Genomic DNA, 25,974 nt, shown 5'->3' on the forward strand with positions numbered 1-25,974 from the left:
AGCGCCGGATCAGGTGGAGTCGCGGACGATCAGCTGGCAGGGGTGCGCCTCGATCCCGGCACGCGCGCGGCCGTCGATCGCCTCGAGCGCGCGGGCGCCGGCCGCCCGGCCGAGCTCCTCGAGGTTCATGTCGACCGTGGTGAGCGCGGGACGGGAGTTCATCGCCGCGGCGGCCCAGTTGTCGAAGCCGACGATCGCGACGTCGTGCGGGACGCTCACGCCGGCCTCGCGGAGGCCGTCGGCGACGCCGCGGGCGATCTCGTCGCTGCCGCAGAGCACCGCGTCGACCGGCTCGACCCGCTGGCGCAGCATCTGCGCGGCCTGGCGGCCCCAGGTCTCGGTCCAGTTGCCGTAGAGCGAGCGGTCGCCGACCAGGCGCAGGCCGAAGGAGGGCGCGTGCTCCTGGACCGCCTCGGCGCGGATCCGGGCGGAGTAGTCGAGGCGGGGCCCGGCGACGTAGGCGATGTCGCGGCGGCCGAGCGCGGCGACGTGCTCCAGAGCGAGCAGGATGCCCTGGGTCTGGTCGACGACGACCGACATGTCGGCCGGGTCGTCGGACGAGCCCATCACGTAGACGATCGGCACGCTGGTCGCGGGCAGCGCCGCGCGCGGGCCGGTGAGGTTGGTCATCACGACGATCGCGTCGACGCCGCGGGCTGCGAGGATCTCGACGCAGTGCCGCTCGCGGACCCGGTCGCCGCGGGAGTTGCTGAGCAGCACCGAGGCCTGCTCGGCGGGGAAGGCGTCCTCGAGGCCCCACATCACCGGGATGCTGAAGCGGCCGATGTCGTCGGAGGTCACCAGGCCGATGGTGAGCACCCGCTGCTCCGGGGCCGGCCCGCTCGCGGCGGCCGGCAGCGCGAAGCCGAGCTCGGCCGCGGCGGCGAGGATCCGCCCGCGGGTGTCGCCGCTCAGCTGGCCGCGGTTGTTCAGCGCCTTCGAGACGGTGCCGACCGAGACGCCGGTCGCCGCGGCGACGTCGCTGAGGGTGACGCGGCGGGCGGGGAAGCTCATCGGGGTCGTCCTCTTCTCGTCGTCGAGAGCGCGGGTGCACGTGACGGCCACGGTAGCTTGCGGCAACTTTCCGCGTCAAGGCAAACCTTGCCGTGGCTTGCGGTGAGGGACGCGGAGGTGTGCATCCCCTCCACGTCCGCGGCTCCGGGTTGAGACGGGCCGGGGATCTCGGCATCGTGGCTCCCTCATCGATCACGGACGGAAGGAACGACCCGATGCTCACGCTCACCGACAACGCCAGCACCGTCGTCAAGACCATCACCGGTCAGACCGAGACCCCCGTCGAGGGCGGACTCCGCATCAGCGGCGACGACCTCGACGCCCGCAACTTCGCCGTCGCCGTCGCGCCGGCCCCGGAGACCACCGATGCGGTCGTGGAGCAGGACGGTGCGCGGGTCTTCCTCGACGTCGCCGCCTCCGTGGCCCTCGGCGACAAGGTGCTCGACGCGCAGGTGGACGAGGGCGGCTCCGTCACCTTCGGCATCACGCCGCAGGGCTGACGCTCAGCCTCGCGAACGACGGAGGCCGCCCTCCCGCTGCTGCGGGGAGGGCGGCCTCCGTCGTATCGGCGGTGCTTCCGGCTCAGGACAGGACGTCGCGGGTGGTGAAGCGCGCGATGGCCAGCGAGCCGAAGACGGCGACGTAGGCGAGCTGCAGGAGCGCGTTCTCGCCGAACGAGCTCCAGGCGATCGGATCGCGCAGCAGATCGGCGAAGTCGAACCAGCGGTCGGTGAACAGGAACGAGTGCAGGGCGTCGAGCTGCGAGAGCGAGCCGACGATCTGCGCCGCGATCGAGACGACCACCGTGGCGGCCATCGCGCCGACCGGGACGTCGGTGAGCGTCGAGATGAACAGGCCGATCGCCGCGAGGCCGACCAGCGAGAGCGCCGCGTAGACCGCGATCGCGAGCGCGCGGCCGACGGCGTCCGCGAGCGGGACGGTCGTGCCCGAGAGCAGGGTGACCGGGCCGGCCGGGAAGAGCGCCAGGCCGATCAGGATGCCGACGACCATCACGGTCAGCGCCGCGGCGAGGCAGAACGCGATCGCGGCGGCGAACTTGACCGCGAGCAGCCGGATCCGGCCGACCGGACTGACCAGCAGGTAGCGCAGGGTGCCGAGCGACGCCTCCCCCGCGATCGCGTCGCCCGCGACGACGCCGACGGTCAGCGGCAGGAAGAGCGGGACGGCGACCGTGATCGCCGCGAAGCCGGTGAAGAGGCCGTTGCCGGCGATCGCGCCGACGAAGGAGGGCCCGCCGCCGTCGCCGCCGGACAGCCGGACGGCGACCGCCAGCAGGATCGGGATGGCCGCGAGGGCGGCGAGCAGCGCCCAGGTGCGGCGGCGCCGGAAGAGCAGCGCCAGCTCGGAGACGAGGAGCGAGCCGATGCCGAGGCGGCGCCCGGTGCGGGCGGGGGCGGCGGCGGTGGTGGCGGTGGTCTCAGCGCTCGACATCGAAGCCCTCCCCGGTGAGCTGGACGAAGCGCTCCTCGAGCGAGGGGCGGCGGACGGAGAAGCCGCGCACGCGGACGCCCGCGGTGACGAGGGATGCGACGACGGACTCCGGAGCGGCGGTCGTCGGCATCGCGGCGACGACCAGCGGCGGATCGATCGGGTGCTCGGCGGGGACGAGCCGAGGTGCGAGCCCCAGCTCGACGAGGGCGCGCTGGGCGTCGACGACATCGGGAGTCAGCAGCTCGAGGGAGGCCGCGTCGCCGCGGAGCTCGTCGAGCCCGCCCTGCGCGACGAGGCGGCCGGTGCGCATCACGGCGGCGTGGGTGCAGAGCTGCTCGATCTCAGCGAGCAGGTGGCTGGAGACGAGGACCGTCGTGCCGTCGGCGTTGAGGCTGCGCACGAGCGAGCGGACCTCGCGGGTGCCCTGCGGGTCGAGCCCGTTGGTCGGCTCGTCCAGGACGATCAGGTCGCGCGGCGACAGCAGGGCGACGGCGATGCCGAGGCGCTGCTTCATCCCGAGCGAGTAGGAGCCGACCTTCTTGCCCGCCGCGGCGGACAGGCCGACGCGGGCGAGCGCCTCCTCCGCCCGGCTGTCGCGGCTGCGCGCGGAGGTGCCGGCCTCGGCGGCGTCGAACCGGCGGAGGTTCGCGCGGCCGGAGAGGAAGGGGTAGAAGCCGGGCCCCTCGACGAGCGCGCCGACCCGCGGCAGCACCTCGGCGGCGCCGCGCGGCATCGCCGTGCCGAGGACGGTGATGTCGCCCTCGGTCGGCGCGGCCAGGGCGAGGAGCATCCGGATGGTCGTGGTCTTCCCCGAGCCGTTGGGCCCGAGGAAGCCGAAGACGGCGCCGCGCGGGACGGCGAGGTCGAGACCCGACACCGCCTCCTGGCGCCCGAAGCGCTTGGTGAGGCCCCGGGTCTCGACCGCGAGCTCTCCGGTCGTCACCGACCGGCGGCGGCGGTCAGCGCGTCGACCGGGACGGCGCCGGCGAGGACGCGTCCGTCGTCGGTGAGGAGGACCGTGAACAGGGCGGAGGAGAGCACCCGGCCGCCGTCGACGGCCGTGGTCACGGCGTCCAGCTGGGCGAGCGGCTCGGCGTCGCCGGCCGGCAGCTCGACGATCGAGCCCCAGCCGGTGCCGGTGGTGGTGACGCCGGAGTCGCCCTCGGGCGCGGCCGGGACGTCGGTGGCGTCGGTGGACGCGTCCTGCTCGTGCGTCGGTGCGGCCTTCTCGGTGACCTCCGCGCCGACGGGCGGCGTGAAGGAGAACATCGCGGCGTCGGGCGCCGAGACGTCGATGCTCGTGTAGGCGACGCTGAAGGCGGGCGCGGTGCCGCCGACGGGAGTGACGGCCACGCCGAGGGGCAGGCCGGTCTCGCCGTCGATCGAGACGGTGACCGAGCCGACGAGGGTGCTGCTGTCGCGCGGGGTGAGCACGAGCTCGTAGGCGTCACGGCCGGCGACGCGGACGTCGGAGCCGACGGCGACGGTGGTGGTCGGGTCGATCGAGGCGAGCAACTGCTCGGCGACCGAGGACGGGGTCGGGATCTCGCCGGCGGGAGCCTCGGTCGGCGGAGCGGAGGTGTCGCCGGTGGGCGGCAGCAGGTGGGTCGCGGAGTTCTCGGCGGAGTCGTAGATCCAGACGCCGTCGGCCTTCGTGGCGACGACGTCGCGCTCGGCGAGGCGGTCGAGGACCTGCAGGCGCGCGCCGTGCTCGGCGTCGACGAAGACGCGGGCCTGGTGCGAGCCGGTCGCGAGCTCCATCAGCGCGCTCGTCGCCGAGGCGTCGTCCGCGCCCTGCGCGCTGGAGCCGGTGCCGCCGAGCGCGGAGAGGTCGGGGAGCCCGAGGGCGGAGGTCTGCTGGACCTCGCCCGAGAAGGCGGTGGTGTCGCTCTCGGCGACGAAGGTCAGGAGGTCGGCGGCGGACTTCTCCGGGAGGTCCCCGGCCGCGCTCGCGGACAGGGGCAGGGTGACGGCCGCGGCGACGACGACCAGGGGGACGGCGGCGGCGGGGACCCAGCGCTTCCAAGAGGTGCTCATAGTCCTCGACGCTACGCCTCGAAACGGCGCGCCGCCTCCGAGTCGGGCGCCGTCACGGCGGACCGTCAGGCGATGCGGTCGGCCGAGACGACGACGTTGTCGACGTAGTGGCCGTAGGAGTCGTCGAACACTCCCCCGCAGGTGATCAGCCGCAGCTGCGGAGTGGGGCTCGGGCCGTAGACGTCCTCGGTCGGGAAGTCCTCCTTGGGCACCGAGACGGAGCCGGTGACGGAGAAGGTGCGCGTGCTGCCGTCGGAAAGGATCACGTCGACCGTGTCGCCGGGGACGAGGGCCGTGAGGTCCAGGAAGACGCCGGGGCCGATCCGCGAGTCCACGTGACCCGCGATGACGGAGGGGCCGACGTCGCCGGGGACGACGCCGTCCCGGTACCAGCCGGCCTCGTCGACCTGTACGGGCGGCTGGATCCAGCCGGTGTCGTCGCGGGTCAGCGACTCGAGGGTGGAGTCGACGCCGATCGCGGGGATCACGACGCGGACCGGGGTGACCGCCGAGCGGGCGGGAGCGGCGGCGGCGACCGGGTTCTGCAGCGCGCCCGCGTCACCCGGGGACGGGGTGGCCGGCGCCGTGGTGGCGGGGGCGGCGGAGGAGGCGGCGGGCGTCGCCGCGGGGGCGGCCTCCTCCCCCGCGGTGGCGCAGCCGGCCAGGAGCAGGAGCGCCGCGAGGGCGGCTCCCGCTCCGGCGAGGCGGCGCATCAGCTCGCTCGGCCGGTGCCGACCGAGGAGCGGCGCGCGATCAGGGCGAGGGCACCGGCGACCGCGGCGAAGACGCCGAGGACCGAGAGCACGCCGAGGAGTCCGTCGACGAGCGGCGCTGCGGCGGACGTGGTGGAGGCGACGTGCACGGCGGTGGCGCCGCCTCCGGTCTGGATGCCGCCCGTGGGCAGGTCGCCGATGGCGGCCGAGTCGAGCACGGGCGAGACGACGAGGCCGTTCGAGGCGTCGTCGAGGACGAAGAGCGAGGCGACGGAGCCTGGCGCGAGGTCGAGGTCGGCCTTCGCGGTCACGGCGCCGGCCGAGAGGTCGAGGCTCCACGGGCCGGCGGGGACGCTGGTGTAGCCGGTGGCGGTGCCCTGGGCGGCTCCGGTCGCGAGCAGCGTGCCGGTCGTGGTGGCGACGTCCACCTGGCTCGCGGTGGTCGAGGCCTGGACGACGCGGACCCGGGCCTGGCCGTCGGCGGGCGGGGTGAGGTCGTCGGTGAAGACCGTGGTGCGCAGCACGGCATTGCGACCGAGGGCGGCGACGGTCAGCGGGGTGCCGGCCGAGACGTCGACGGACTGCTCGATGACCGGGGCGGTGCCCTCGGGGGCGTCGGACGGGACCATCGCGACGACGTAGGTGCCCGGCTGCAGCGTCCAGTAGGGCGAGACCGCGCCGTAGGCGACGCCGTCGAGCTCGAAGCTCGCCCCGCCGCCGCCGAGGGCGGTCAGGGTGACGTCGACCGACTTGGTGTCGGGCGAGAGGTGCGCGACCCGCACCCAGCCGGTGGCCGGCGGCGCCTCGGCCGCCGAGGCGGGCGCGGCGCCGAGGGCGGCGAGCGCGGACACCGCGGCGAGGGCGAGCGCGGCGCGCGCGAGACGGAGGGGGCGGATCGGGTTCATGGCGGGTCCTTCGGGTGGGTCGTGCTACTGAGCGCCCGGGAGCAGCCCGGTCGGCTCATCGAGGTCGAGGGTGACGAGGAGACCCTCGGGGGTCGACTCGACGGAGGTCGGGACGAAGTCGCCCGACTGGCTGCCGAGCCAGGTGGTCGCGCTCTGCAGCGCGGCGGCGTCGGCCGGGAGCGCGGCGCCGTTGTAGCCGGACAGGATCATCCGGTGGCGGACGCCGTCGACCTCGCTGGTGCCGACGGGGAAGTCGGCGACCGAGAGCGGGGTGAAGGCGAGCTGCTGGCCGAGCAGGAGGAGGAGCCGCGAGTCGACGCGGCCCCCCTCGAGCAGGGCGCGGGCGGCGTCGGTCGTGGTCAGCGCGGGGTTGGCCGCGAGCTGGCCGCCGGCCGAGGCGCGCGCGGCGGTCAGGACGGTGGCCGCGGCGGCGGCCTGGTCGGTGCCCTGGTCGAGGACGCGGCGCACCTCCACGGCGGTGTCGCCGCTGCCGAAGCTCGCGACGGCCTCCGAGTTGTCGAGCGCCGTCTCGGTCTCGCCGGTCGCGCTCGCCCGCAGGCTCGGCGTGACGAGGATGTAGTCGGCCGCGCGCCAGGCCGAGTCGGGTGCCGCCGCGGAGAGCGTCGACTCCGACACGACGGTGTCACCGGGGAAGCCGGCGTCGGTGACGTCGCCGACGAGGTCGTCCTGCACCAGGAGCACCGAGGCGGGGTCGATCGTGTCCGCGACCCAGGCGACGGCGGCCTCGGTGGTGCCGGGAGCGGCGGCCGCGACGGGGCCGGTGGCGCTGCCGCCGTCTCCGCCGCCGTTCGTGATCAGCGGGACGGCGACGAGCGCGCCGCCGATGAGCAGCACGGCGGCGCCGATGCCGGCGACGATCAGGACGGTCTTCCGGCGGGGGCGGGGGCTGCCCTCGTCGTCCGCGGCCTCCGCGGAGACGGGAGCGCCGTGCCACTGGTGCGCTGTGGCGGGCACGGGCGGCGCGAGGAAGCCGGGGGCGTCGTCGTCGTCGCGGGTGTCGCCGTCGGAGTCGCTGCGGCCGGGGAACGGCGCGGGAGCGAGGAAGCGCTCGCCGAAGAGGTCCTGGGCGGGGTCCTCGGTGCGGTGCTGCGGGGCGGTGTGCAGCTCGGGTTCCTGCGCGAACCGCTCGGGTGCGTCGTACTGCGGCGGTGCGTCGTACTGGTCCGGCTCGACGTACTGCTGCGGCGCGACGTACTGCTCGGGCTCGTCGTACTGCTCGGGCGCGTCGTACTGCTCGGGCTCGTCGTACTGCTCGGGCGCGTCGTACCGCTCGGGCTCGACGGGCGCGGAGCGGCGGGCCGGATCGGGCAGGAGCAGTCCGAAGGCGCCGCGGCTGCGGCCCTGGACCGGGACGAAGGAGGCGGCGTTCGGGTGCGGGAACTCGAGGTGCTCGGTGTCGAGCTCACAGACCTCGCCGATGACGGGCGCGAGGGCGGGGCCGTCGGTGTCGGTCGGCGCGAGGGCGAAGCCGCGGAGGAGCGCGGCGTCGACGATCGGTGCCGGCGGGAGCGGCGGCGCGACGGGCGGCACCGGCGGAAGCGGAGGCGCGACGGGCGGCGCGGCATCGACGGGGTCCGGCGGCTGGAGGGCGGACGGCGCGGAGGTCGGCGGCTCGAAGAACTGCGCGTCGACCGGCTGCGCGTCGGCGGGCGGAGCCGCGGGCGGCCGGGGCGCGGCGAGACGGGTGCCGTCGAACTCGAGGTCCGCGGGCTCCTCGGCCCCGGACCACTCGGTCTCGTCGGTCTCCTCCGCGGCGGGCTCGACCGGCTGCTCGGCGAGCGGCGGGGCGAGGACGGGCGGCGCCGGCGGCGCGTCGAAGACCTGCGCGTCGACGGGCTGCGGCTCGAAGCGCGACGGCGGGGCCGGCGGCGCGAACTCCTCGGCCTGCTGCTCGCGGGTGTGCGACTCCTCGATCTCCTCGGAGGGCGCGAAGTCGCGCGGGAGGTCGATCATCGGCGACGGCGCAGCGGGCGCCGGGGCGGGCGGCGGCGGGCTGCGGAACGCACTGTGCGATCCTCCGCCGCGGACCGGGCGCGAGAGATCGGGGACGAAGGAGGCGACCCCCGGATGGGGGAATTCGAGAGCATCCGCGTCGAGTTCGCAGTACTCGCCGATCGCGGGCGCAGGCACGTCGAAGACGAACCCGGCATCCGCGTGCGCCGGAGGGGCGTGCTGCTCGAGGAGGGCGTCCCGGCGGGGAGCCTCCTCGTCGCGCGCCGGAGCCGGCAGGTACTCGGTCACGTCGGGTTCGACTCCGTACGGGGGTTCCCCTTCCCCGGGGGAGTCGCTGCGCCGCGAGCGCGAGAACAGCTGCCGGGCGGCCGAGACGGCGGTGCGCGCCATCAGCGGCGGCTCCGTCCGGCGTCGTTCCGACATTCGAGGGTCACAGCTCCTCTTCGGAGCGGACGCGCCGATCGGTCTGGTCTGGCGCGCGTTCCGGAGTGCTGTCCCCACATGCTCATGAGGCGCAGTCTTCCGTATCCGCTGGCGCGAAAGGTACCGGGAGTGGCGCTTGTGATCTGTTCGTCACGCGCTCGACCCTGGGGAGGAGCCTCTGCGGGAGGGGTGCGCCGGGGCGGCCGCGGCGAGGATGATCGCAGGATGGACCTCCCGTTCCCCCTCCCCCTCGCCCCGATGCTCGCCAAGGCGGTCGCCGCCGTGCCCGCGCAGGACGCGGTCGACGGCGGCTACTCCTACGAGCCGAAGTGGGACGGCTTCCGCGCCATCGTCTCCGTCTCCGGCGGAGTCTGCGAGATCGGCAGCCGCGGCTCCAAGCCGCTCACCCGCTACTTCCCCGAGCTGGTCGAGGCGTTCCTCCGGCTGCTGCCCGACGGCTGCGTCCTCGACGGCGAGATCGTGCTGGCGACCGGGCCCGGCGGCGCGCAGCGGCTCGACTGGGAGCTGCTCTCGCAGCGCATCCATCCGGCGGCCAGCCGCGTCGCGATGCTCGCGGCCGAGACCCCGGCGATGCTCGTCGCCTTCGACCTGCTCGCCGTGGACGGCCGGAGCCTGCTCGACGAGCCGTACTCGGCGCGGCGCGAGGCGCTCGCCGCACTGCTGGACGGAGTGACTCCGCCGGTGCACCTGGGCCGGACCGCCGACGACGAGGCGCTCGCCCGCGACTGGCTGGAGCGGTTCGAGGGCGCGGGGCTGGACGGCGTGATCGCCAAGCCGCTGGCCGCGCCCTACGCGCCGGGCAAGCGGACGATGCTCAAGATCAAGCACCACCGCACGGCCGACGTGATCGCGATCGGCTACCGCGAGCACACCTCGAAGCCCGGGCTCGGCTCGCTGCTGCTCGGCCTGTACGACACCGACGGGACGCTGCGGCAGGTGGGCGGCGCCTCCGCCTTCACCGACGCCCGGCGGGTCGAGCTGATCGACGAGCTCGCCGCCGTCGTGGAGCGGGACGCGGACGGCGAGACGGTGCGCGGCGACGGCGAGCGCAGTCGCTTCTCCGGGAGCCGCGACACCTCGTTCGTCCGGCTGCGGCCGGAGACGGTGCTCGAGGTGCGCTACGACCAGATGGAGGGATCGAGGTTCCGGCACACCGTGCAGTTCGAGCGCTGGCGGCCGGACCGCGACGCCGGCTCGTGCACCTTCGAGCAGCTGGAGCAGCCGACGGCGTACGACCTGGGCGACGTGCTGGGCTGACGCTACTCGGCGGCGTCCTCCGCGGACGCCGCCGCCGGCTTCTTCGCGCGGCTGGGCTGGACGCGGGGCGGCTCGCCCGGCATCTTCGGGAAGTCGGGCGGGAAGGGCAGCTCGCCGAGGCCCGCGGAGAGGTCGCGCTCCCACCAGCCGAGCAGCGCGTCGAGCGTGCCGGGGGCGTCGTGCATCCGCGCCCAGGGGTCGCCGGTCGTGCTCAGGCGCTCGGGAACGGTGCGGATCGTGAACGCGGTCGGATCGATCCCGTCGAGCTCCTCCCACTCCACCGGGCAGGAGACCGGAGCGTGCGCGAGCGGCCGCGGACTGTAGGCGCCGGCCATCGTGCGGTCGCGGTTGGCCTGGTTGAAGTCGACGAAGATCCGCTCGCCGCGCTCCTCCTTCCACCACGCCGTCGTGACCTGCTCGGGCATCCGCCGCTCGAGTTCGCGACCGGCGGCGATCACCGCGTGCCGCACGTCGAGGAACTCGTGCTCGGCCACGATCGGCGCGAACACGTGCAGCCCGCGGTTGCCGGAGGTCTTCACGAACGACTCCAGGCCCGCCTCGCGCAGCACCTCGCGGAGCGCGTGCGCCGCGACGACCGCGTCGGCGACATCGGTGCCCGGCTGCGGGTCGAGGTCGATGCGGAGCTGATCGGGCCGGTCGGAGTCCTCGGCGCGGGACGCCCACGGGTGGAAGACGAGGGTGTTCATCTGCGCGGCCCAGACGGCGACGGCGGGCTCGTCGATCACGAGCTGCGGGTGCACGCGGCCGCTCGGGTAGGTGACGGGGACGGAGCGGACGTACTCCGGCGCGCCCTTGGGCGGGTTCTTCGAGAAGAACTGGTCGCCGTCGATGCCGGAGGAGAAGCGCTGCAGCGAGATCGGCCGGTCGCCGTTGGCGGCGACGAAGGCCTCGCCGACCGCGATCAGGTACTCCGCCACCTCGCGCTTGGTGATGCCCGGCTCCGGGAACAGCACGCGGCCCGGGCTGGAGACGCGCACCTCCCTGTCGCCGTGCGGTCCGGGGACGGTGAGGACGACGGCGTCGCTGCTGGGCATGTCAGCGAGGCTAGCGGGCGCCGCCGTCGGGCGACAGCGGTCCCCCGGGTCGGCGGCGCAGGCGGATCGGGCCCTTCGCGCGGGACGGGTCGACGATCTGCCCGCCCTGGACGATGTCGATCTCGCCGCGGTCGACGAGGCGGCGGGCGGCGCGGCGGACCGGCTCCATCAGCGGCCGCCACTCCTCTCCCCCGACGCGGCGGGCGACCTCGGACGGGCACGCGGTGGACGACGCGGCGCGGGCGAGGAGGACGGTGCGGATCTCCTCCTCGAGGCGCGCCTCCTCCGGGCCGACGCCGCGACGGCGGCAGGCGTCGGAGCAGTAGCGGACGTTCTCCCAGTCGCGCGCCCACTTCGCGCGCCACTCGATCTCGCGGCCGCAGGAGGCGCAGGTCTTGTTCTCGGGGCGGGTGCTCGATTCGCGGGGGCGGTGGGCCATGGTGTCGAGTCTGCGCGCGTGCGGGCGGGGGTGCCACGGGTTGCGCCTCGAGCGGACGCGGGGGTGGGTGTTCGATCTGCAGGCGATCCGGGGGTTGTGCCGCCCCCGTGCGCGGGTGGGAGGGCTCTCGCCGTCGCGTCGCCTGCAGATCGGACGAGCGGTGCGGGCTTCGGGGGGGGCGGGGGGGACGGAGGCGCGGGTGTCATACTCCGCAATGAGGCGAACGGACTCCGCCCGGTGCGACAGGCTGGAGGGGCCGTGCTGCGGCGGGATGACGGGCCCGTTCCGCGCCGCATCCCCGATCGATCTGGAGTCTCCGATGAGCCGTGAGAACCTCGCCACCGCGTCCGATCCTGCTGCGTCCGCACCTGCCGACGGCCGGCCGCACGCCGCCTTCGCCGGGCTCTCGCCCGCGGACTTCAAGCTCGCGTTCCGCAACCACGCCGCGGGTGTGGCGCTGATCACCGCCGATCCGGGCACCGGGCCGGTCGCGCTGACCGCGACCTCCGTCTTCTCGGTGAGCGCCGAGCCGCCGCTGTTCGTCTTCTCGCTGTCGTCGGCCTCGTCGAGCTCGCCGGCCATCCAGGCGTCCGAGACCCTCGTCGTGCACCTGCTCGGCGCCGAGCAGCTCGATCTCGCCCGCCTCGGCTCGACCAGCGGCATCGACCGCTTCGCCGACACCTCGATCTGGTCGCGGCTCCCCACGGGCGAGCCGTACTTCCCCGGCGCGTCCGCGTGGATCCGCGGCACCGTCATCAACCGCATGGAGGCCGGCTCGTCGACGATCGTCGCCGTGCACGCCCTCGAGGCGCACGTCCCCGACGACTCCGACGCCACGGCGCCGCTGGTGTACCACAACCGGACCTGGCACCACCTCGGCGAGCACTCCCGCCTGGGCTGACGCCCGGCGGCCGGCCCCCACTCCGCAGAAGTTGCGGTAGTCGAACGCGACCACCGCGACTTCTGCTGAGTCAGCGGCGGAGCCGACTCGACGCGGGCGCACGCGGCACCGGCGAGTACGCAGAAGTCGTGGTATCCGGGCGCGACTACCGCAACTTTCGAGGAGTCGACGGCGCTGACCGCGCCCGCGGGCGCGGGTGCGCAGAAGTCGTCGTCCTCGAGCGGCCGCTGCGACAAGTTCTGCGGAGTGATGACCGGTGAGCAGGGCTCTCGGCTGATGTTCTGGTCGGGGGCGGGTCTCGATACGCGCAGAGCGCTACTCGACCAGCATGGGGCGGCCGCGTCCTCGGCCAGCACGGGGCGCCCGCGGCCTTGTAGAAGCGCGACGCCCGACGCCGACGCCCACGCGCAGGGAGTTCATGCTGATCGAGTAGCGCCCGCAGGGCGCGTATCGAGATCCCGTGTCGGCTCGTCGCGATGACGACGTGCTCACGGGTGTCGGCCCTCCCCCGGAGGGTGGGTCTCGATACGCGCTGCGCGCTACTCGACCAGCATGGGGTGCGCCGCGCGCTACTCGACCAGCCTGCGGCGCCCTACGCGTCCGGGCCCGTGGCGACGGGGCGGTCGGCTGTGGTCGACCACTGGGACCAGGAGCCGGGGTAGAGGGACGGGGCGAAGCCGGCGAGGGTGAGGGCGACGGCGTCGGCGGCGGCCGTGACTCCGGAGCCGCAGTAGACGCCGACGGGGGCGTCGGGGCGGACGCCGAGGGACTCGAAGCGGGCGCGCAGGGCGGCGGCGTCGAGGAAGCGGCCGTCGGCGTCGACGTTGCCGGTCGCGGGGGCGTTCAGAGCGCCGGGGATGTGGCCGGCACGCGGGTCGATCGGCTCGACGTCGCCGCGGTAGCGCTCGGGGGCGCGGGCGTCGAGGAGGACGCCGGTGGACGGCAGCGCGGCGGCCTCGTCGATGTCGAGCACCGGCAGGGCGCCGTAGGCCAGCTCGACGTCGCCCACGACCGGCGAAACGGGGCCCGACTCCAGCGCGCGGCCCGAGCCGGTCCAGGCGCGGAGCGAGCCGTCGAGGAGGCGCACGTCGGCGACTCCGGCGGCGCGCAGCAGCCACCAGGCCCGCGCGGAGGAGAGGTTCTTCAGGTCGTCGTAGACGACGACGGCCTGACCCTGACGCAGGCCCCAGCGGCGCGCCGACTCCTGCAGGGCCTCGATCGGGGGCAGGGGGTGGCGGCCGTCCTCGGGGGCGCCGTGCGCGGCGAGCTCGTGGTCGAGATCGACGTACACGGCGCCGGGGAGGTGGCCCTCGAGGTACGCGGGGCGGCCGTCGGGCCGGTCGAGGCGCCAGCGCACGTCGAGGACGAGCGGCGGCTCGGGCGAGGCGAGTGCCGCCTCCAGCTCGTCGGGGGTGACGAGCACGTCGGAGCGGAGGGTGGTGGTCATGTCGGTCCTCTCGAGGGGTGCGCTCACAGCGCGGTACCGGGATTCAGGATGCCCTGCGGATCGAAGACCCGCTGCACCGCGCGCTGCAGGGCGACGACGTCGGGGCCGAGCTCGCGGCGGGCCCACTCGCGCTTGAGGGCGCCGACGCCGTGCTCGCCGCTGACGGTGCCGCCGAGCTCGAGGGCGAGGGCGAAGACGGCCTCGGCCGCGGCGTCGGCCTGGCGGCGGGACTGCTCCGAGTCGTCGCGCAGGCGGATGATCGGGTGCAGGTTGCCGTCGCCGGCGTGGGCGAAGACGTAGACGTCGGCGCCGGTGTCCGCGGCGATGGCGTGCACGCGGCGGATCGCCTCGGCGAGGCGGGAGCGAGGCACGGCGATGTCCTCGATCAGCACGCGGCCGCGGGCCTCGATCGCGGGCAGGGCGTCGCGGCGGGCGCTCGCGAGAGCGAGACCCTCGGCCGGGTCGAGGGTGGTCTCGACGCTGAGCGCGGTCGCGGCGAGCACCGCGCGCATCTCGGCGATCTCCTCGGCGGCGCCGAAGCCGTCGGTCTGCACCAGGAGGAAGGCGCCGCCGCGGCCGGCCAGGGTGGAGCCGCGCAGGGCGTCGATGGCCTCGAGCGTGCGGTCGTCGACCAGCTCGAGAACGCTCGGGCGCAGGCCGGCGCGGGCGAGGGCGACGGCGGCCTCGGCGCCCGCGGCGACGTCGGCGAAGAAGGCGGCCGCGGTCGCGGTCGCCCGCGGCCGGGGCAGGAGGCGGAGGGTCGCGCCGACCACCACGCCGAGGCTGCCCTCGGAGCCGACGACGAGCGCGGTGAGGTCGAGGCCGACGACGCCCTTCACGGTGTCGCGGCCGAGGTGGACGAGCGAGCCGTCGGCCAGGACGACGTCGAGCGCGAGGACGGCGTCGCGGGTGACTCCGTACTTCGCGCCGCGCAGGCCGCCGGCGTTGGTGGCGATGGTGCCGCCGATCGTCGCGATCTCGACGCTGCCCGGGTCCGGGGCGTAGAGGAGGCCGTGCACGGCGGCGGCGCGATCGAGATCGGCGGTGATGACGCCCGGCTCGACGCGGGCGACGCCGTCGACGGGGTCGATCTCGAGGATGCGGTCCAGGCCCGAGACGTCGAGGACGAGCACGCCCTCTCCCGCGCTCGCGCCGCCGGCGAGTCCGGAGGCGGCGCCGCGGGTGACGACGGGGATGCCGTGAGCGGAGGCGTGCCGGAGCGCGGCGCGGACGTCGTCGACCGTGCGGGCGCGCACGACGCCGAGCGGGGTACCGCCGGGTGACCAGCCGGAGCGGTCGGCGGTGGGGACGTCGGCGGTGATCTCGACGGGGGTGGGGTCGACGGCGGTGTCGTCGGTGGAATCCGCGGCGGGGGCGAGCGCGCTCACTCCGCGATCCGCTCGATGATCGGCGCGGCGGCGGCCGACGCCTTCACCCGCTCGAGGAAGAGGACCACCGTCGCGGCGGCCGAGCGGTGCGTCGCGTCGTTGAGCGCGTCGTGGCGGCCGTCGGCGAGGACGTGGATCTCGGCCCGCGGGGCGGTGCGGTAGACGGCGACCGCCTCCGCGAGCGGGCTGATCGCGTCGGCCGCGCCGTGCAGCGCGAGCAGCGGGACGGTGATGGCACTGGCGGCGACGGTGAGCAGCTCGGGCGGCGGTGCGGCGTAGCGAGCGGCGGAGTCGGTCTCGCGCTCGAGGACGCCGGCGTGGTTCGGGCAGGCGGTCCGCTCGCCGATCCCCTCGCCGCCCTCGGCGCGGACGGGCAGGCCGGCGAGGACGACGGCGTCGACCGGCTCCGTCGCGGCGAGCTCAAGGGCGACCGCCGCGCCGACGTCGGAGCCGACGAGCACGAGCGGCGCGATGGTCGCGGGGTCGCGGAGGACGGCGAGCGCGGCGTCGCGGACGCCGGGGGCCGTCGCGTCGCCGAAGGCGCGGACGCGGTAGGCGTCGCGGGCGATGCGGGTGCCGAAGCGCTCGTAGACGGCCGGGGTCTCGCCGCGGCCGCCGAGGACGACGAGGGTGCCGCGCTGGGCGATGCCCTCGGGCTCGTCGAAGGCGCGGGCTGCGGTGGGCGGGTGGGTGAGGGGCATGGGGGGCTCCTTGGTAAGGCGGAAGGACGGGCGGGTGAGTGTTCGGAGGGGGGTGGGTCTCGATACGCCCCTGCGGGGCTACTCGACCAGCATGAGGACCGGGCTGCTCGACCAGCAGGAGGACGGCGCTACTCGACGAGCACGGGGACGGGGGCGAGCAGATCCGCGAGCGGGAGGGGCGCGGCAGCCGCGGCGCGGCCGTGCCGGCCGAGCAGGAGCTGCAGGCGCTCGTTCAGAGGGGTCGGCACGCCGGCGCGGCGGGCGAGCAGCACGATCTCGCCGGTGAGGTGGTCGATCTCGCTGCTCGTGCCGCGGGCGGCGCTCTGCCAGGTCGACAGCCGGCCGGCGGTGTGGCCGGGCACGGGATCGACGGCGAGGCGGGTGCCGTCGTCGGGAGCGACCGCGAGGCCGTTCGCGGCGAGGGCGGCGCGCGCCTCCGCGACGAGCAGCTCGCGCGCGGCGGCGTGCTGCTCGGCCGGGCCCTCGAACAGGTCGAGGCCGTTGGCCGCGTTGGCCAGCAGCTTGCGGGCCTTCCAGGCGCCGATGTCGGGCACGGCGCGGGCGGCGAAGCCGGCACCGCGGAGGATCGCGGCGTACTCCTCCGCCCGCGGGTCGGCGGCGTCGGGGTGCCGGCCGATCCAGAGCACGCCGACCGTCGGGAAGGAGGGCGAGACGACCTCGCCGGGCACCAGGAAGCTGGCGGCGATGCCGATCGACACCCCGTAGACCGTGGCGAAGCGGCGCAGCGCGCTGTCCTCGGTGGCGAGTCCGTTCTGCAGGGTCAGCACCGGCAGCCCGGCGCCGGCCCCGCCCCCGGCGAGCGGGGTCCAGGCCCATTCGGCGAGCGCCGCCTCCGCGTCCTGCGCCTTCACCGCGAGCACGAGGACATCGCCGCGCGCGGGCGCCGCCTCCGCCGGGCCACCGGCGACGGGCAGCCGCACGATCTCGTCGCCCGCGGGCCGGCGAACGCGCAGCCCGTTCTCGCGGAGGAGCCGCAGGTGCTCCCCGCGCGCCACGAGCACGACCGGCTGCCCGGCCAGATGCAGCTGCGCGGCGAGGACGGAGCCGACGGCCCCGCCGCCGATCACGAGGAAGCGGCCGCTCACGGGCGCACCGCCGCTCGGCCGGGGATCGCCGCGAGCAGGGTGCGGGTGTACTCCGCCGCGGGCGCGCCGAAGACGCGGGCGGTGGTGCCTGCCTCCTGCACCCGCCCGCGGTCGAGGACGACGACCTCGTGGGAGACCTCGGCGACGACGGCGAGGTCGTGCGAGACGAAGAGGTAGGCGACGCCGAGGTCGCGCTGCAGCTCGACCAGGAGCTCGAGGATCTGCGCCTGCACGGACACGTCCAGCGCGGAGACCGGCTCGTCGAGGAGCACGAGGTCCGGGCCGAGGGCGAGCGCGCGGGCGATCGCGACGCGCTGGCGCTGACCGCCGGAGAGCTCGGCCGGCAGCCGGGAGAGGAAGGAGCCGGGCAGCCCGACCCGGTCGAGCAGCTCGCGGGCGCGCTCCAGCCGCGAGGCGCGGTCGCCGATCCGGAAGGAGACCAGCGGCTCGACGACCGACTCCAGCACCGTGAAGCGCGGGTCGAGCGCGGCGAACGGGTTCTGCTGCACCAGCTGGATCCGCCGGCGCAGCGGCCGCCACTGCCGGTCGCTCGCCGCGGTGAGGTCCTCCCCCTCCACGAGCACCCGGCCGCTCGACGCCCGCTCGAGGCCGAGAGCGATCCGCAGCGCGGTCGTCTTGCCCGAGCCCGACTCCCCCACCAGCGCGAGGGTCTGCCCCGCGCGGATCGAGAAGGAGACGTCGTCGAGCGCGCGGTACGGCGGGCGGCGGCCCGGCAGTTCGAAGTCCTTGACGACGTTCTCGACCCGGACGATCTCCGGAGCGGGCTCGACGTGCTCGAAGCGCGGCACGAGCTCGCCGCCGAGTCCGGGCGCCGCCGCGAGCAGCTCGCGGGTGTACTCCTCCCTCGGCGCGACCAGGATCTGCGCGGGCGGGCCCTGCTCCACCACCCGTCCCTCGCGCAGCACGAGGACGCGGTCGGCCCGGTCGGCGGCGACGGCGAGGTCGTGGGTGATGATCAGCAGCGCGATGCCCTGCTCGCGGACGAGCGACTGCAGGTGGTCGAGCAGGCGCTTCTGCACGGTGACGTCGAGGGCCGAGGTCGGCTCGTCGGCGATGATCAGCCGCGGGCGCCCGGCCAGCGCGATCGCGATCAGCGCCCGCTGGCGCAGCCCGCCGGACAGCTCGTGCGGGTACTGCCGGGCGCGCAGCTCCGGATCGTCGATGCCCGACTGCCGCAGCGCCTCGAGCACCTCGGCGTCGACGGAGCGGCGGTCGACGCCGCGCAGGCGCACCGCCTCCGCCACCTGGGCGCCGATGCGCAGCGTCGGGTTCAGCCCGACCATCGGGTCCTGCGGGACGAGGCCGACGAACCGCCCGCGCAGGTGCCGGAGCCGCTTCTCCGCCGCGTGCGTCACGTCCTCGCCGGCGAGCGCGATCGACCCGCCGGTGATCCGGCCGCCGGAGGGCAGCAGGCCGAGCACAGCGTTCGCGGTCGTCGACTTGCCCGAGCCGGACTCGCCGACCACGGCGACGATCTCGCCGGGCGCGATCTCGAGCGAGACCTCGTGCACGACGGTGCGCTCGCCGTAGGCGACGCTGAGCCGGTCGAGCCGCACGAGCGGGCCGGCCGCGGCGGGCCCTGCGGAGGGGACCACGCCGGCGCTCATCGCTGCACCTCCTCGAGGCTCTTGGCCACGTGGTTGAGCGCGAAGACCAGCAGCCCGACGAAGAGCCCCGGCAGCAGCGAGAGCCACGGGCTGGTGACGAGGTAGTTGCGGCCGCTGGAGATCAGCGTCCCCCACTCCGCTGCGGGCGGCGCCGCGCCGAAGCCGAGGAAGCTCAGCGCGGCGATCGCGATGATCGCGGTGCCGAGATCGAGCACGGCCAGCACGGCGACCGGCCCCCAGGAGTTGGGCAGCACGTGCCGCACGAGCACGCGCAGCCGGCTCGCACCTCCGGTGCGCGCGGCCTCGACGTAGGGCAGCGTGCGCACCCGGAGCACCTCGGCGCGGGTGGTGCGCGCGAAGCCGGGCAGGATGCCGATCCCCACGGCGAGCGCCACCGGCAGCGTGCCGAAGCCGATCGCCGTCACGATCGCCAGGGCGAGCAGCAGCCCGGGGATCGCGAGCAGCACGTCGACGATCCGCATGATCACCGCGTCCACCACTCCACCCGCGGAGCCGGAGACCACGCCGAGCGTCAGCCCGCCGACCAGGGCGATCGCGAGGGCGATCACCGTCGCCTGCACCGTCAGCGCCCCGCCGTGCAGGACCCGCGCGAACAGGTCGCGGCCCAGCTCGTCGGTGCCGAAGAGGTGCACGAGGCTCGGCACCTGCAGCTTGTCGGCCGGCGCGGTCGCCGTCGGGTCGACGCCGGTGAAGAGCGCGGGAGCGATCGCCGAGGCCAGGACGAACAGCACGAAGACCAGCGCCAGGACGAAGCCCGGGCGGCGCAGCAGCAGGCGGAGGATCCGCACGCGGCGGGCACCCCGGCCGTGCGCCGCGCGGGTGAGCGGCTCGGGGACGACGAGCGCCTCGGGCCGGGTGAGTTCGAGAGTCATGGTCGGCTCGCCTTCGGTGTCGAGGTGATGCGCGGATCGAGGAGGGGGTAGAGCAGGTCGACCAGGAGGTTGATGCCGACGAACACGACGGCCGCCAGCACGACGATCGCCTGGACGACCGGCACGTCCTGGGTGAGCACCGACTCCTGGGCGAGCGTGCCGATGCCCTGCCGGGCGAAGATCGTCTCGGCGACGATCGCTCCCGTGACGGTGTTGCCGGCCAGGATCCCGAGGATCGTCAGCGTCGGCAGCGAGGCGTTGCGGAAGGCGTGCCGCCACTGCACCGCGCCGCGGGAGAGGCCCTTGGCGCGGGCCGTGGTGATGTAGGCCTCCGCCTCGACGTCCGCGAAGCTCCGGATCAGCACCTGGGCGAGCATCGCCGAGGTCGGGATCGCCATGGTCACCGCCGGCAGGATCAGGCTCGCCGGGGTCGCGCTGCCGGTGGAGGGCAGCAGGTGCAGCGAGAAGGCGAAGAACTGGATGAGCAGCAGGCCGATCCAGAAGCCGGGGAACGCCACACCCGCGGAGGGCAGCCGGCCGAGCACCGTCTTCAGCGGCGCCCAGCGGACGTACGCCGCCAGGTAGGCGAGCACGGTGCCGCCGATCAGCGCGAGGCCGATCGCCAGGGCGCTGAGCTGCAGGGTGCCGGGCAGCTTCTCGGCGATCAGGTCGGTGACCGGGATCCCCTTGGTGATCGAGGTGCTGAAGTCGCCCCGCAGCGCATTGCCGAGCATCGTCGCGTACTGCTGCCAGACCGGCTGGTCCAGTCCGTAGCGCGCCTGAGCCTCCGCGAGCTGCTGCGGGGTGAGCGAGTCCACCTCGACGTTGTTGGCCGAGAGCAGGAGCGCCAGCGGGTCGCTCGGCAGCAGCCACAGCACCGCGAAGGTCACGGTGTAGGCGGCCCAGAGCACCAGCACCGCCTGGCCGAGCCGGCCGAGGAGGTAGCGGCCGAGGCCCGAGGGGGCCGAGCGGGTGCCCGGCCTCCCCGGTGCGATCCCCGGTGCCGCAGCCGGGGCCGAAGCCGAGCCGAGCGCGGTCACGGCTGGATCCAGGCGTCGGCGAAGTCGCCGAACGCCTCCGAGGTGAAGCGGAAGCCGTGCACCGCCGACGAGACGCCCGCCAGCTGCACCCGCTCGGCGAACGGGAAGACCAGGGCGTTGTCGATCAGGTAGTCCTGCAGCTCGCCGTAGACCTCGGCGCGCGCCGCGGTGTCGACCGTCTGCACGCCCTCGTCGAGCAGGGCCTGCACGGTCGCGGCCTGCTCGGCGTCGAGGCCGTTCGTCGCCTGCGCCTTCGACCCGGCGTAGCGGGAGTCGATGATCCACTGGATCACTCCCGGATCGGCCCGCGTGTAGTAGGTCGAGATCAGGTCGTAGTCGCCGTCGTTCAGCACGTCGGCGCGCTGGGCGTTGGTGATCACGTTCAGCTCGAGCTCGATGCCGACCTGCTTCAGCTGGTCCTGGATCAGCTGATCGCCGGCGCCGAACTGGGTGACGATCGGCACCGAGAGAGTCAGCCGCTGCCCGTCCTTCGAGCGGTAGCCGTCGTCGCCGAGCTCCCAGCCCGCCTCGTCCAGCAGCTCGCCCGCGCCCTCGGCGTCGAAGGCGAGCTTCGACGACTCGTCCGTGTAGAACGGCGTGGTCGTGTTGTAGATGCTGGTCGCGGCCGGGTAGCCGGCGCCGAAGACCGTCGTCGCGTACGTCTCGCGGTCGATCGCCTTCTGCACGGCCTGCCGCACCTTCTCGTCCGAGAGGATCTTCCCCTCGGCGACGTTCGGGTAGTAGTTGCTCGCGGGGCCCGGCAGCGAGCGGCTCTCGACGGTGTCGCCGGAGCCGGTGATCACGGCCTGGTCGTTCTCCGAGATCGGGTTCCGCGGCCAGGCGATGTCGACCTCGTCGCTGGTCAGCTGCCCGACACGGACGCTGTCCTCCGCGACGTAGCTGATGTCGATCCCGTCGAGGTGCGCCTCCCCGGTGTTCTCGCGCAGGGCCGAGCCCCAGGCGTACCCGTCGCGCTTGTCCAGCGTGATGCCGGTGCCGGGGGTGTACTCGGTCAGCGTGAACGGGCCGGAGCCGACGATCCCGCCGAGGCAGCGCTCCTCGGGCGTCCTCTCGTAGGAGGAGGCGGCGAGGATGGCGAGGTTGGTGGTCGAGGTGCCCTGCAGGAACGCGGCGTTGGGCGTGGAGAAGACGACCTTCACGGTGTCGGCGTCCACGACCTCCGTGCCCGAGTAGCCGGCGAGGTAGACGCCGCCGTAGGCCGAGGGCAGCTGCGCGAGGGTCGCCTTGTCGTTGTCGAACGAGGTCTTCACGCTCTCCGCGGTGAAGGGCGTGCCGTCCGAGAAGGTGACGTCGGTGCGCAGGTCGAAGGTGTACTCCGTGCCCGCGTCGTTGACACTCCAGTCGGTCGCGAGCCAGGGCTGGATCTCGCCGGTCTCCGGGTCCTGGTCGGTGAGCGAGTCGGCGACGTTGCGGATCACCGTGCGGTGCTCGATCCAGTAGGTCTGGAACGGGTCGACGCAGGAGAACGCGGCGTTGTCGGGGAAGAAGGCGAGCGAGAGCCGGCCGCCGTCGACGGGGGTCGCGTCGTCGGAGACGGCGCCCGCGCCCGAGGCGCCCGAGCAGGCGGAGAGGGCAAGCGCGGAGGCGAGGGCGAGCGCGGCGGCGGCGGTGCCGGATCGTCGGAGGGGGCGTGAGCGGTGGAACGTCATGAGGGTGGTCTCCCGTGCAGAGAAGTCGAAGTGCGGATGTGCCGGAGTGCGGGGGTGTCGGAGCGCGGCTGTCAGAGCGCGGCGGCCGCGAGCGAGCGCGTACCGGCGATCAGGAGGGCGGCGTCGTCCTGCGGCGGGTGCACCCGGGAGGCGAGGACGTCGCGGAGGTGCCGCTCGAGCGGGTGGTGCCGGGTGAGGCCGGGGTTGCCGAGCGCGGCGACGGCCGTCTCGACCGCGGTGACGGCCGAGCGGGTGGCGAGCAGCTTGCCGACCACGAGGCGCTCGGCGGCGCGCGGATCGCCCGCGTCCACTCGCGCGGCCAGCGAGAGCAGCACCTCCTCGGCCTGCACCAGCTGAGCCTGGATCTCGCCGGCGACCGAGCGGATCCGCTCCGTCGTGGCGATCGGCCGGCCGAGCGAGGTCGGGACCCGCTCGTTCGCGAAGCGGACGAAGAAGCTCTGCGCCGCCCGTCCGACGCCGACGTAGAGGGCCGCGACCGCGAGACCGAAACCGCCGGCCGCTCCGGCCTCGGGCGCGAGCTGCGAGCGGGGCGTCCCGCGGAAGTGCTCGAACGGCAGGCGCACCTGCTCGTAGAGCACGTCGTGCGTGCTCGAGGCCCGCTGGCCCAGGTGGTCCCAGGTCCGCTCGATCCGGACGCCGGGGGCGTCGCCGGGCACGATCGCGTGCGCGAGCTCGGGCTCGCCCGACGCCCCGCCGTGATCGACCGCCCAGACCAGGTGGTACGCCAGCCCCTCCGAGCCGGTGGCGAAGCCCTTGCGGCCCTCGAGCAGCCAGCCGTCGCCGTCGCGGCGGATCGTCGTTGCGGGCAGGCCGCCCCGGGCCGGAGCGCCCCACTCGGGCTCGGCGCGCACCGCGTTGAGCAGCACGGGGCGCTCGGCGGAGTCGGCGAGCACCGAGCGGTAGAGCTCCTCCGGCCAGAGCGCGGCGCGGTCCTGCGCGGCGTGCTGCAGCACGGTCATCGCCGAGATCAGCGCGACCGCCGGGTCGCCCTGTCCGAGCGCGCCGAAGACGCGGACGAGGTCGACGGTGGAGGCGGGCGTGCCGCCGTAGCGGGTGCCGACTCCCAGGGAGAGCAGTCCCGCCTCGTGCACGGCCTGGATCCCCTGCCAGGGGAACTCGGCGGTGCGGTCGTAGTGCTCGGCGGTCTCGGCCAGGCGGGCCGTGATCCGGGCGAGCGCGCGGTCGGAGAGGTCGGGCGCGGGGAGGACGGCTACGGCGGGGCGGACCGCGGCGGCGGGCGCTCCGGTGAGCAACGTCACGCGATCGCCCCGGCGAGCTCGGCCTCGAGCGGCGGCTGCGCGACGACCTGGCCGCGGCGCCCGGTCGCCCCGCGGTGCGCGAGCTCCTCGCGGACCAGAGGGATGACGTACCGGCCGTAGTCGACCGCGTCGTTCAGGTTGTCGTAGCCGCGGATCGAGATCAGGTCGGCACCGAGGTCGACGTAGTCGAGGATCGCCGCGGCGACCGTCTCCGGCGTGCCGACGAGCGCCGTGGAGGCGCCGGCCGCCCCGGTGGCGGTCGCGGTCGGCGTCCAGAGCGCCCGGTCGTGCAGGTCCTTCCGCCGCGCGATGTCGAGGAGGCGCTGCGAGCCGACGTTCGCCGGGCCGGTGGCGCTCGGCGTCTGCACCCAGAGCCCCTTCTCGCCCTTCCGCGGGCTCGTCGTGCCGCCGCGGCTCTGCAGGATGCCGAGGATCCGGTGCGCCTTCTCCCAGGCGAGCTCCTCGGTCGGCGCGATGATCGGCCGGAAGGTGACCCAGGTGCGCGGGGTGTCGGCGCGGCCGGCGGCGAGCGCCGCGTCCGCGATCCGGTCGATCTGCTGCTGGGTGTCGGCCAGCGGCTCGCCCCACAGGCCGAAGATGTCCGCGAGCGCGCCGCCCTGGCGGTAGGCCTCGTCGCTCGAGCCGCCGACCGAGATGGGGATGGTGCCGCGCACCGGCCGCACCCGCGAGACGAAGTCCTCGAAGCGGTAGTACTCGCCCTCGTGATCGAACGGCTCGGTCGCCGACCAGACCTTCCGGAGGATGCGGAGGTACTCCTCCTGCCGCGCGTAGCGCTCGGACTTGCTCAGCCGGTCCCCTTCGCGGGCCTGCTCGTGGTCGTTCCCGCCGGCGATGAAGTGCACGACGGCCCGTCCGCCCGAGAGCTGGTCGAGGGTGGCGAGCGCCTTCGCCGCGACGGTCGGGTAGACGGTGTTGGGCCGCAGCGCGACGATCGGCCTCAGGCGCTCGGTGTACTGGGTCACGGCGGCGGCGATCGTGAACGGGTCGTGCCCGGCCGAGCCGTAGGGCACCAGCGTGTAGTCGAAGCCGCCGTCCTCGAGGATCCGGGAGTAGCGGCGCAGGTAGGCCACGTCGATGGCCGGGTCCGCGAGGCCGTTGACCTCGTTGGAGTGGTTGACGTTGATCGCGGAGATGAACTCGACGGTCATGGGAGGTCCTTTCGAGAGGGTGCGGAGGCGCATCGGAGGCGCGCGGGCACGCCGGAGGAGCGCGGGACGGCGCGGAGAGAGGGACGCGCGGCGGCCGCGGAGGCGGGCGGCGGCGCGCAGAGGCCGGGACGGGAGCGGCGAGGGCCGGCCGTCGGGCGGAGGAGTCGGGCGACGCGGAGGCGTCAGCGGGAGACCGGACAGGAACATCCGCGCACCGGCGCGAGGGGGTTCCCGTCCGAGGACATTCGAGTGCCGATGCTCCCGCGGCTCGCTGCACCGGTCGCGCCGAGCGGCGCAGCGGCGGTGAGGGCGGGCGGGAACGTCATGGCTCCGACGCTACGGCCGGGGTGCTCCGGGCGTCCAACGATGATTCCGGATGCGTTCCGATCGGCGATCCCGATCGTTGGTAACGATTCGTCACACCCGCGCTGGCGGCCGGCGACGGAGGTCACACTCGCGCGCCCGCGGGCACCGCGACCGGCCTCGCGCGCACCGTGCCGAAGACCCCGGCGAGGGCGGCGAGCGCCGTGTCCTCGACGTCCGGGGCCAGGCCGCGCCGCGACACGAGGCGGAGGTTGACCGAGCCTAGGGCCGGCAGGTCGTGGCGCTCGACGAGTCCCTCGGCGACCGCGCCGCGGTGCGCGGTCGGCAGCACCGCGACTCCGACACCGGCGCGGGCCGCCGCGATCACGCCCTCCAGCCCCGTCGACTCGGCGACCACCCGCACCTCGTGACCGAAGGCGCCGAGCTGCTGCAGCGCGCGCTGGCGCATCCCGCACGGCTCGGAGTAGGCGACGAGCGGGATCGGCGCGTCCTCCGGCGGCTGCCAGCCGGGCGCCGAGTACCAGTCGAGCGGCAGCGTCGCGACCTGGCGGCCCGGCAGGTCGCCGCCCACGCCGAGGATGACCGCGAGATCGACGACGCCGCGGGCCACCGCCTCCGCCAGGTGGGTGGAGCGGTCGAGCGTGAAGGTGAGCGGCCGGTCGTCGAAGGCGCGGTGCAGCGTCTCGAGGAGGCGCGGCAGCAGCTGCTCCGCGGCCGGCTCGGTCAGGCCGAGGGCGAGCGGGTTCTCGCTCGCCGCGTCGAGCAGCTCCAGCGCGTCGTCGTGCACGGCCAGGATCCGGCGGGCCTGCACCAGGAGGCGCTCGCCGGCCGGCGTGAAGCGGGCCCGGCGCCCGACCTTCTCGATGAAGGTGCGCTCGAGCCGCCGCTCGAGCGTGCGGACGTGCTGCGAGACCGTCGGCTGGCTGATGTGCAGGGCGACGGCCGCCCGGCCGAACCCGCCGCAGTCGGCGATCGCCACGAGCGTGCGCAGGTGGACGATGTCGAGCGTCTCGGGCATCCCCCGACGCTACGCACGCGCCCGACCCGGGGCGACCCGCGGCGCAACACGCCGACACGTCCGGGGAACGGCGAACGGCCGGGGCCCACGCTGATGCGGGAGTCCCGGCCGTACGAGTG

General features: G+C 74.9%; 23 protein-coding genes. 3 read left to right on the forward strand and 20 right to left on the reverse strand.

All coding sequences use genetic code 11. From position 1 onward, the window contains the following. Positions 1-9 precede the first annotated feature (9 nt). Positions 10-1,014 carry a LacI family DNA-binding transcriptional regulator gene (locus tag EDF17_RS12750; RefSeq protein ID WP_133672049.1) on the reverse strand — a complete coding sequence of 335 codons (1,005 nt, stop codon included), beginning with the start codon at positions 1,012-1,014 and terminating at the stop codon, positions 10-12. A 215-nt stretch (positions 1,015-1,229) separates the two neighbouring features. Here EDF17_RS12750 and EDF17_RS12755 point away from each other — a divergent pair, with 215 nt between their 5' ends. After that, a complete protein-coding gene (locus EDF17_RS12755) occupies positions 1,230-1,514 on the forward strand; it encodes a hypothetical protein (protein WP_123446096.1) in 285 nt (94 codons plus the stop codon). A gap of 82 nt (positions 1,515-1,596) precedes the next feature. Here the strand turns inward: EDF17_RS12755 and EDF17_RS12760 are convergent, their stop codons facing one another. From EDF17_RS12760 to EDF17_RS12785, 6 genes are all read right to left on the reverse strand, one after another. Then, complete coding sequence (locus tag EDF17_RS12760; RefSeq protein WP_123446095.1) at positions 1,597-2,466, reverse strand: ABC transporter permease subunit; 870 nt, start codon at positions 2,464-2,466, stop codon at positions 1,597-1,599. Then, positions 2,453-3,409 (reverse strand): ABC transporter ATP-binding protein, encoded by a 957-nt coding sequence (locus EDF17_RS12765; protein WP_123446094.1) that lies wholly within the window; start codon positions 3,407-3,409, stop codon positions 2,453-2,455. Before EDF17_RS12765 ends, EDF17_RS12760 begins: the two co-directional genes overlap by 14 nt. Next, entirely contained in the window at positions 3,406-4,503 is a 1,098-nt protein-coding gene (locus EDF17_RS12770; RefSeq protein WP_123446093.1) for a hypothetical protein, read from the reverse strand. Before EDF17_RS12770 ends, EDF17_RS12765 begins: the two co-directional genes overlap by 4 nt. Before the next feature lie 65 nt (positions 4,504-4,568). Then, complete coding sequence (locus EDF17_RS12775; RefSeq protein WP_123446092.1) at positions 4,569-5,216, reverse strand: class F sortase; 648 nt, start codon at positions 5,214-5,216, stop codon at positions 4,569-4,571. Further along, the gene (locus tag EDF17_RS12780; protein WP_123446091.1) at positions 5,216-6,121 is read right to left on the reverse strand and encodes a DUF4397 domain-containing protein; all 906 of its coding nucleotides are present in this window, start codon (positions 6,119-6,121) and stop codon (positions 5,216-5,218) included. The genes EDF17_RS12775 and EDF17_RS12780 overlap by 1 nt, the downstream gene beginning before the upstream one ends. Before the next feature lie 24 nt (positions 6,122-6,145). Beyond that, positions 6,146-8,518: a hypothetical protein gene (locus tag EDF17_RS12785; protein WP_133672051.1), complete on the reverse strand. Its 2,373-nt coding sequence runs from the start codon at positions 8,516-8,518 to the stop codon at positions 6,146-6,148. Positions 8,519-8,743: 225 nt separating this feature from the next. On the opposite strand from EDF17_RS12785, the gene EDF17_RS12790 reads away from it, so the two are divergent. After that, positions 8,744-9,796 (forward strand): ATP-dependent DNA ligase, encoded by a 1,053-nt coding sequence (locus EDF17_RS12790; protein ID WP_123446089.1) that lies wholly within the window; start codon positions 8,744-8,746, stop codon positions 9,794-9,796. 2 nt (positions 9,797-9,798) lie between these two features. Here EDF17_RS12790 and ligD read toward each other — a convergent pair whose 3' ends face one another. Both ligD and EDF17_RS12800 read right to left on the reverse strand, forming a co-directional pair. Beyond that, entirely contained in the window at positions 9,799-10,851 is a 1,053-nt protein-coding gene (gene ligD, locus EDF17_RS12795; RefSeq protein WP_185019966.1) for a non-homologous end-joining DNA ligase, read from the reverse strand. Between the two features lie 10 nt (positions 10,852-10,861). Next, the gene (locus EDF17_RS12800; protein ID WP_123446088.1) at positions 10,862-11,290 is read right to left on the reverse strand and encodes a DUF2256 and DUF3253 domain-containing protein; all 429 of its coding nucleotides are present in this window, start codon (positions 11,288-11,290) and stop codon (positions 10,862-10,864) included. A gap of 319 nt (positions 11,291-11,609) precedes the next feature. Here EDF17_RS12800 and EDF17_RS12805 point away from each other — a divergent pair, with 319 nt between their 5' ends. Beyond that, positions 11,610-12,191: a flavin reductase family protein gene (locus tag EDF17_RS12805; RefSeq protein ID WP_123446540.1), complete on the forward strand. Its 582-nt coding sequence runs from the start codon at positions 11,610-11,612 to the stop codon at positions 12,189-12,191. Positions 12,192-12,783: 592 nt separating this feature from the next. On the opposite strand, the gene EDF17_RS12810 is transcribed toward EDF17_RS12805, so the two are convergent. The 11 genes from EDF17_RS12810 to EDF17_RS12860 all read right to left on the reverse strand — a co-directional run bounded on the left by EDF17_RS12810 (position 12,784) and on the right by EDF17_RS12860 (position 25,855). Beyond that, on the reverse strand, positions 12,784-13,638 hold the full coding sequence (locus tag EDF17_RS12810; RefSeq protein WP_123446087.1) for a sulfurtransferase: 855 nt from the start codon (positions 13,636-13,638) through the stop codon (positions 12,784-12,786). Between the two features lie 23 nt (positions 13,639-13,661). Next, on the reverse strand, positions 13,662-15,026 hold the full coding sequence (locus tag EDF17_RS12815) for an FAD-linked oxidase C-terminal domain-containing protein (protein WP_123446086.1): 1,365 nt from the start codon (positions 15,024-15,026) through the stop codon (positions 13,662-13,664). Next, positions 15,023-15,727, reverse strand: a complete 705-nt coding sequence (locus EDF17_RS12820) for a lysophospholipase (protein ID WP_123446085.1) — start codon at positions 15,725-15,727, stop codon at positions 15,023-15,025. Before EDF17_RS12820 ends, EDF17_RS12815 begins: the two co-directional genes overlap by 4 nt. Positions 15,728-15,855: 128 nt before the next feature. Continuing rightward, on the reverse strand, positions 15,856-16,833 hold the full coding sequence (locus EDF17_RS12825; RefSeq protein WP_123446084.1) for a 2-dehydropantoate 2-reductase N-terminal domain-containing protein: 978 nt from the start codon (positions 16,831-16,833) through the stop codon (positions 15,856-15,858). Beyond that, positions 16,830-18,461, reverse strand: coding sequence for an ABC transporter ATP-binding protein (locus tag EDF17_RS12830; RefSeq protein ID WP_123446083.1), 1,632 nt, complete (start codon positions 18,459-18,461; stop codon positions 16,830-16,832). The genes EDF17_RS12825 and EDF17_RS12830 overlap by 4 nt, the downstream gene beginning before the upstream one ends. Further along, positions 18,458-19,354, reverse strand: coding sequence for an ABC transporter permease (locus EDF17_RS12835; protein ID WP_123446082.1), 897 nt, complete (start codon positions 19,352-19,354; stop codon positions 18,458-18,460). The genes EDF17_RS12830 and EDF17_RS12835 overlap by 4 nt, the downstream gene beginning before the upstream one ends. After that, a complete protein-coding gene (locus tag EDF17_RS12840) occupies positions 19,351-20,394 on the reverse strand; it encodes an ABC transporter permease (RefSeq protein WP_243732881.1) in 1,044 nt (347 codons plus the stop codon). The genes EDF17_RS12835 and EDF17_RS12840 overlap by 4 nt, the downstream gene beginning before the upstream one ends. Then, a complete protein-coding gene (locus EDF17_RS12845; RefSeq protein WP_123446081.1) occupies positions 20,391-22,064 on the reverse strand; it encodes an ABC transporter substrate-binding protein in 1,674 nt (557 codons plus the stop codon). Before EDF17_RS12845 ends, EDF17_RS12840 begins: the two co-directional genes overlap by 4 nt. Before the next feature lie 71 nt (positions 22,065-22,135). Beyond that, a complete protein-coding gene (locus EDF17_RS12850) occupies positions 22,136-23,344 on the reverse strand; it encodes an acyl-CoA dehydrogenase family protein (protein ID WP_243732882.1) in 1,209 nt (402 codons plus the stop codon). Then, entirely contained in the window at positions 23,341-24,513 is a 1,173-nt protein-coding gene (locus EDF17_RS12855; protein ID WP_123446079.1) for an LLM class flavin-dependent oxidoreductase, read from the reverse strand. The genes EDF17_RS12850 and EDF17_RS12855 overlap by 4 nt, the downstream gene beginning before the upstream one ends. Before the next feature lie 448 nt (positions 24,514-24,961). Beyond that, a complete protein-coding gene (locus EDF17_RS12860; RefSeq protein ID WP_123446078.1) occupies positions 24,962-25,855 on the reverse strand; it encodes a LysR family transcriptional regulator in 894 nt (297 codons plus the stop codon). Positions 25,856-25,974 lie beyond the last annotated feature (119 nt).

Origin of the sequence: Rathayibacter sp. PhB1, from assembly GCF_004362935.1 — a bacterium.
Lineage (GTDB): Bacteria > Actinomycetota > Actinomycetes > Actinomycetales > Microbacteriaceae > Rathayibacter > Rathayibacter festucae.

Bases quoted from the DNA above. Each gene is read 5' to 3' on its own strand.
- EDF17_RS12845 (WP_123446081.1), bottom strand. From the start codon at position 22,064: ATGACGTTCCACCGCTCACGCCCCCTCCGACGATCCGGCACCGCCGCC.
- EDF17_RS12800 (WP_123446088.1), bottom strand. From the start codon at position 11,290: ATGGCCCACCGCCCCCGCGAATCGAGCACCCGCCCCGAGAACAAGACC.
- ligD (WP_185019966.1), bottom strand. From the start codon at position 10,851: ATGCCCAGCAGCGACGCCGTCGTCCTCACCGTCCCCGGACCGCACGGC.
- EDF17_RS12770 (WP_123446093.1), bottom strand. From the start codon at position 4,503: ATGAGCACCTCTTGGAAGCGCTGGGTCCCCGCCGCCGCCGTCCCCCTG.
- EDF17_RS12750 (WP_133672049.1), bottom strand. From the start codon at position 1,014: ATGAGCTTCCCCGCCCGCCGCGTCACCCTCAGCGACGTCGCCGCGGCG.
- EDF17_RS12775 (WP_123446092.1), bottom strand. From the start codon at position 5,216: ATGCGCCGCCTCGCCGGAGCGGGAGCCGCCCTCGCGGCGCTCCTGCTC.
- EDF17_RS12780 (WP_123446091.1), bottom strand. From the start codon at position 6,121: ATGAACCCGATCCGCCCCCTCCGTCTCGCGCGCGCCGCGCTCGCCCTC.
- EDF17_RS12855 (WP_123446079.1), bottom strand. From the start codon at position 24,513: ATGACCGTCGAGTTCATCTCCGCGATCAACGTCAACCACTCCAACGAG.
- EDF17_RS12755 (WP_123446096.1), top strand. From the start codon at position 1,230: ATGCTCACGCTCACCGACAACGCCAGCACCGTCGTCAAGACCATCACC.
- EDF17_RS12805 (WP_123446540.1), top strand. From the start codon at position 11,610: ATGAGCCGTGAGAACCTCGCCACCGCGTCCGATCCTGCTGCGTCCGCA.
- EDF17_RS12785 (WP_133672051.1), bottom strand. From the start codon at position 8,518: ATGTCGGAACGACGCCGGACGGAGCCGCCGCTGATGGCGCGCACCGCC.
- EDF17_RS12810 (WP_123446087.1), bottom strand. From the start codon at position 13,638: ATGACCACCACCCTCCGCTCCGACGTGCTCGTCACCCCCGACGAGCTG.
- EDF17_RS12860 (WP_123446078.1), bottom strand. From the start codon at position 25,855: ATGCCCGAGACGCTCGACATCGTCCACCTGCGCACGCTCGTGGCGATC.
- EDF17_RS12830 (WP_123446083.1), bottom strand. From the start codon at position 18,461: ATGAGCGCCGGCGTGGTCCCCTCCGCAGGGCCCGCCGCGGCCGGCCCG.
- EDF17_RS12820 (WP_123446085.1), bottom strand. From the start codon at position 15,727: ATGCCCCTCACCCACCCGCCCACCGCAGCCCGCGCCTTCGACGAGCCC.
- EDF17_RS12790 (WP_123446089.1), top strand. From the start codon at position 8,744: ATGGACCTCCCGTTCCCCCTCCCCCTCGCCCCGATGCTCGCCAAGGCG.
- EDF17_RS12835 (WP_123446082.1), bottom strand. From the start codon at position 19,354: ATGACTCTCGAACTCACCCGGCCCGAGGCGCTCGTCGTCCCCGAGCCG.
- EDF17_RS12760 (WP_123446095.1), bottom strand. From the start codon at position 2,466: ATGTCGAGCGCTGAGACCACCGCCACCACCGCCGCCGCCCCCGCCCGC.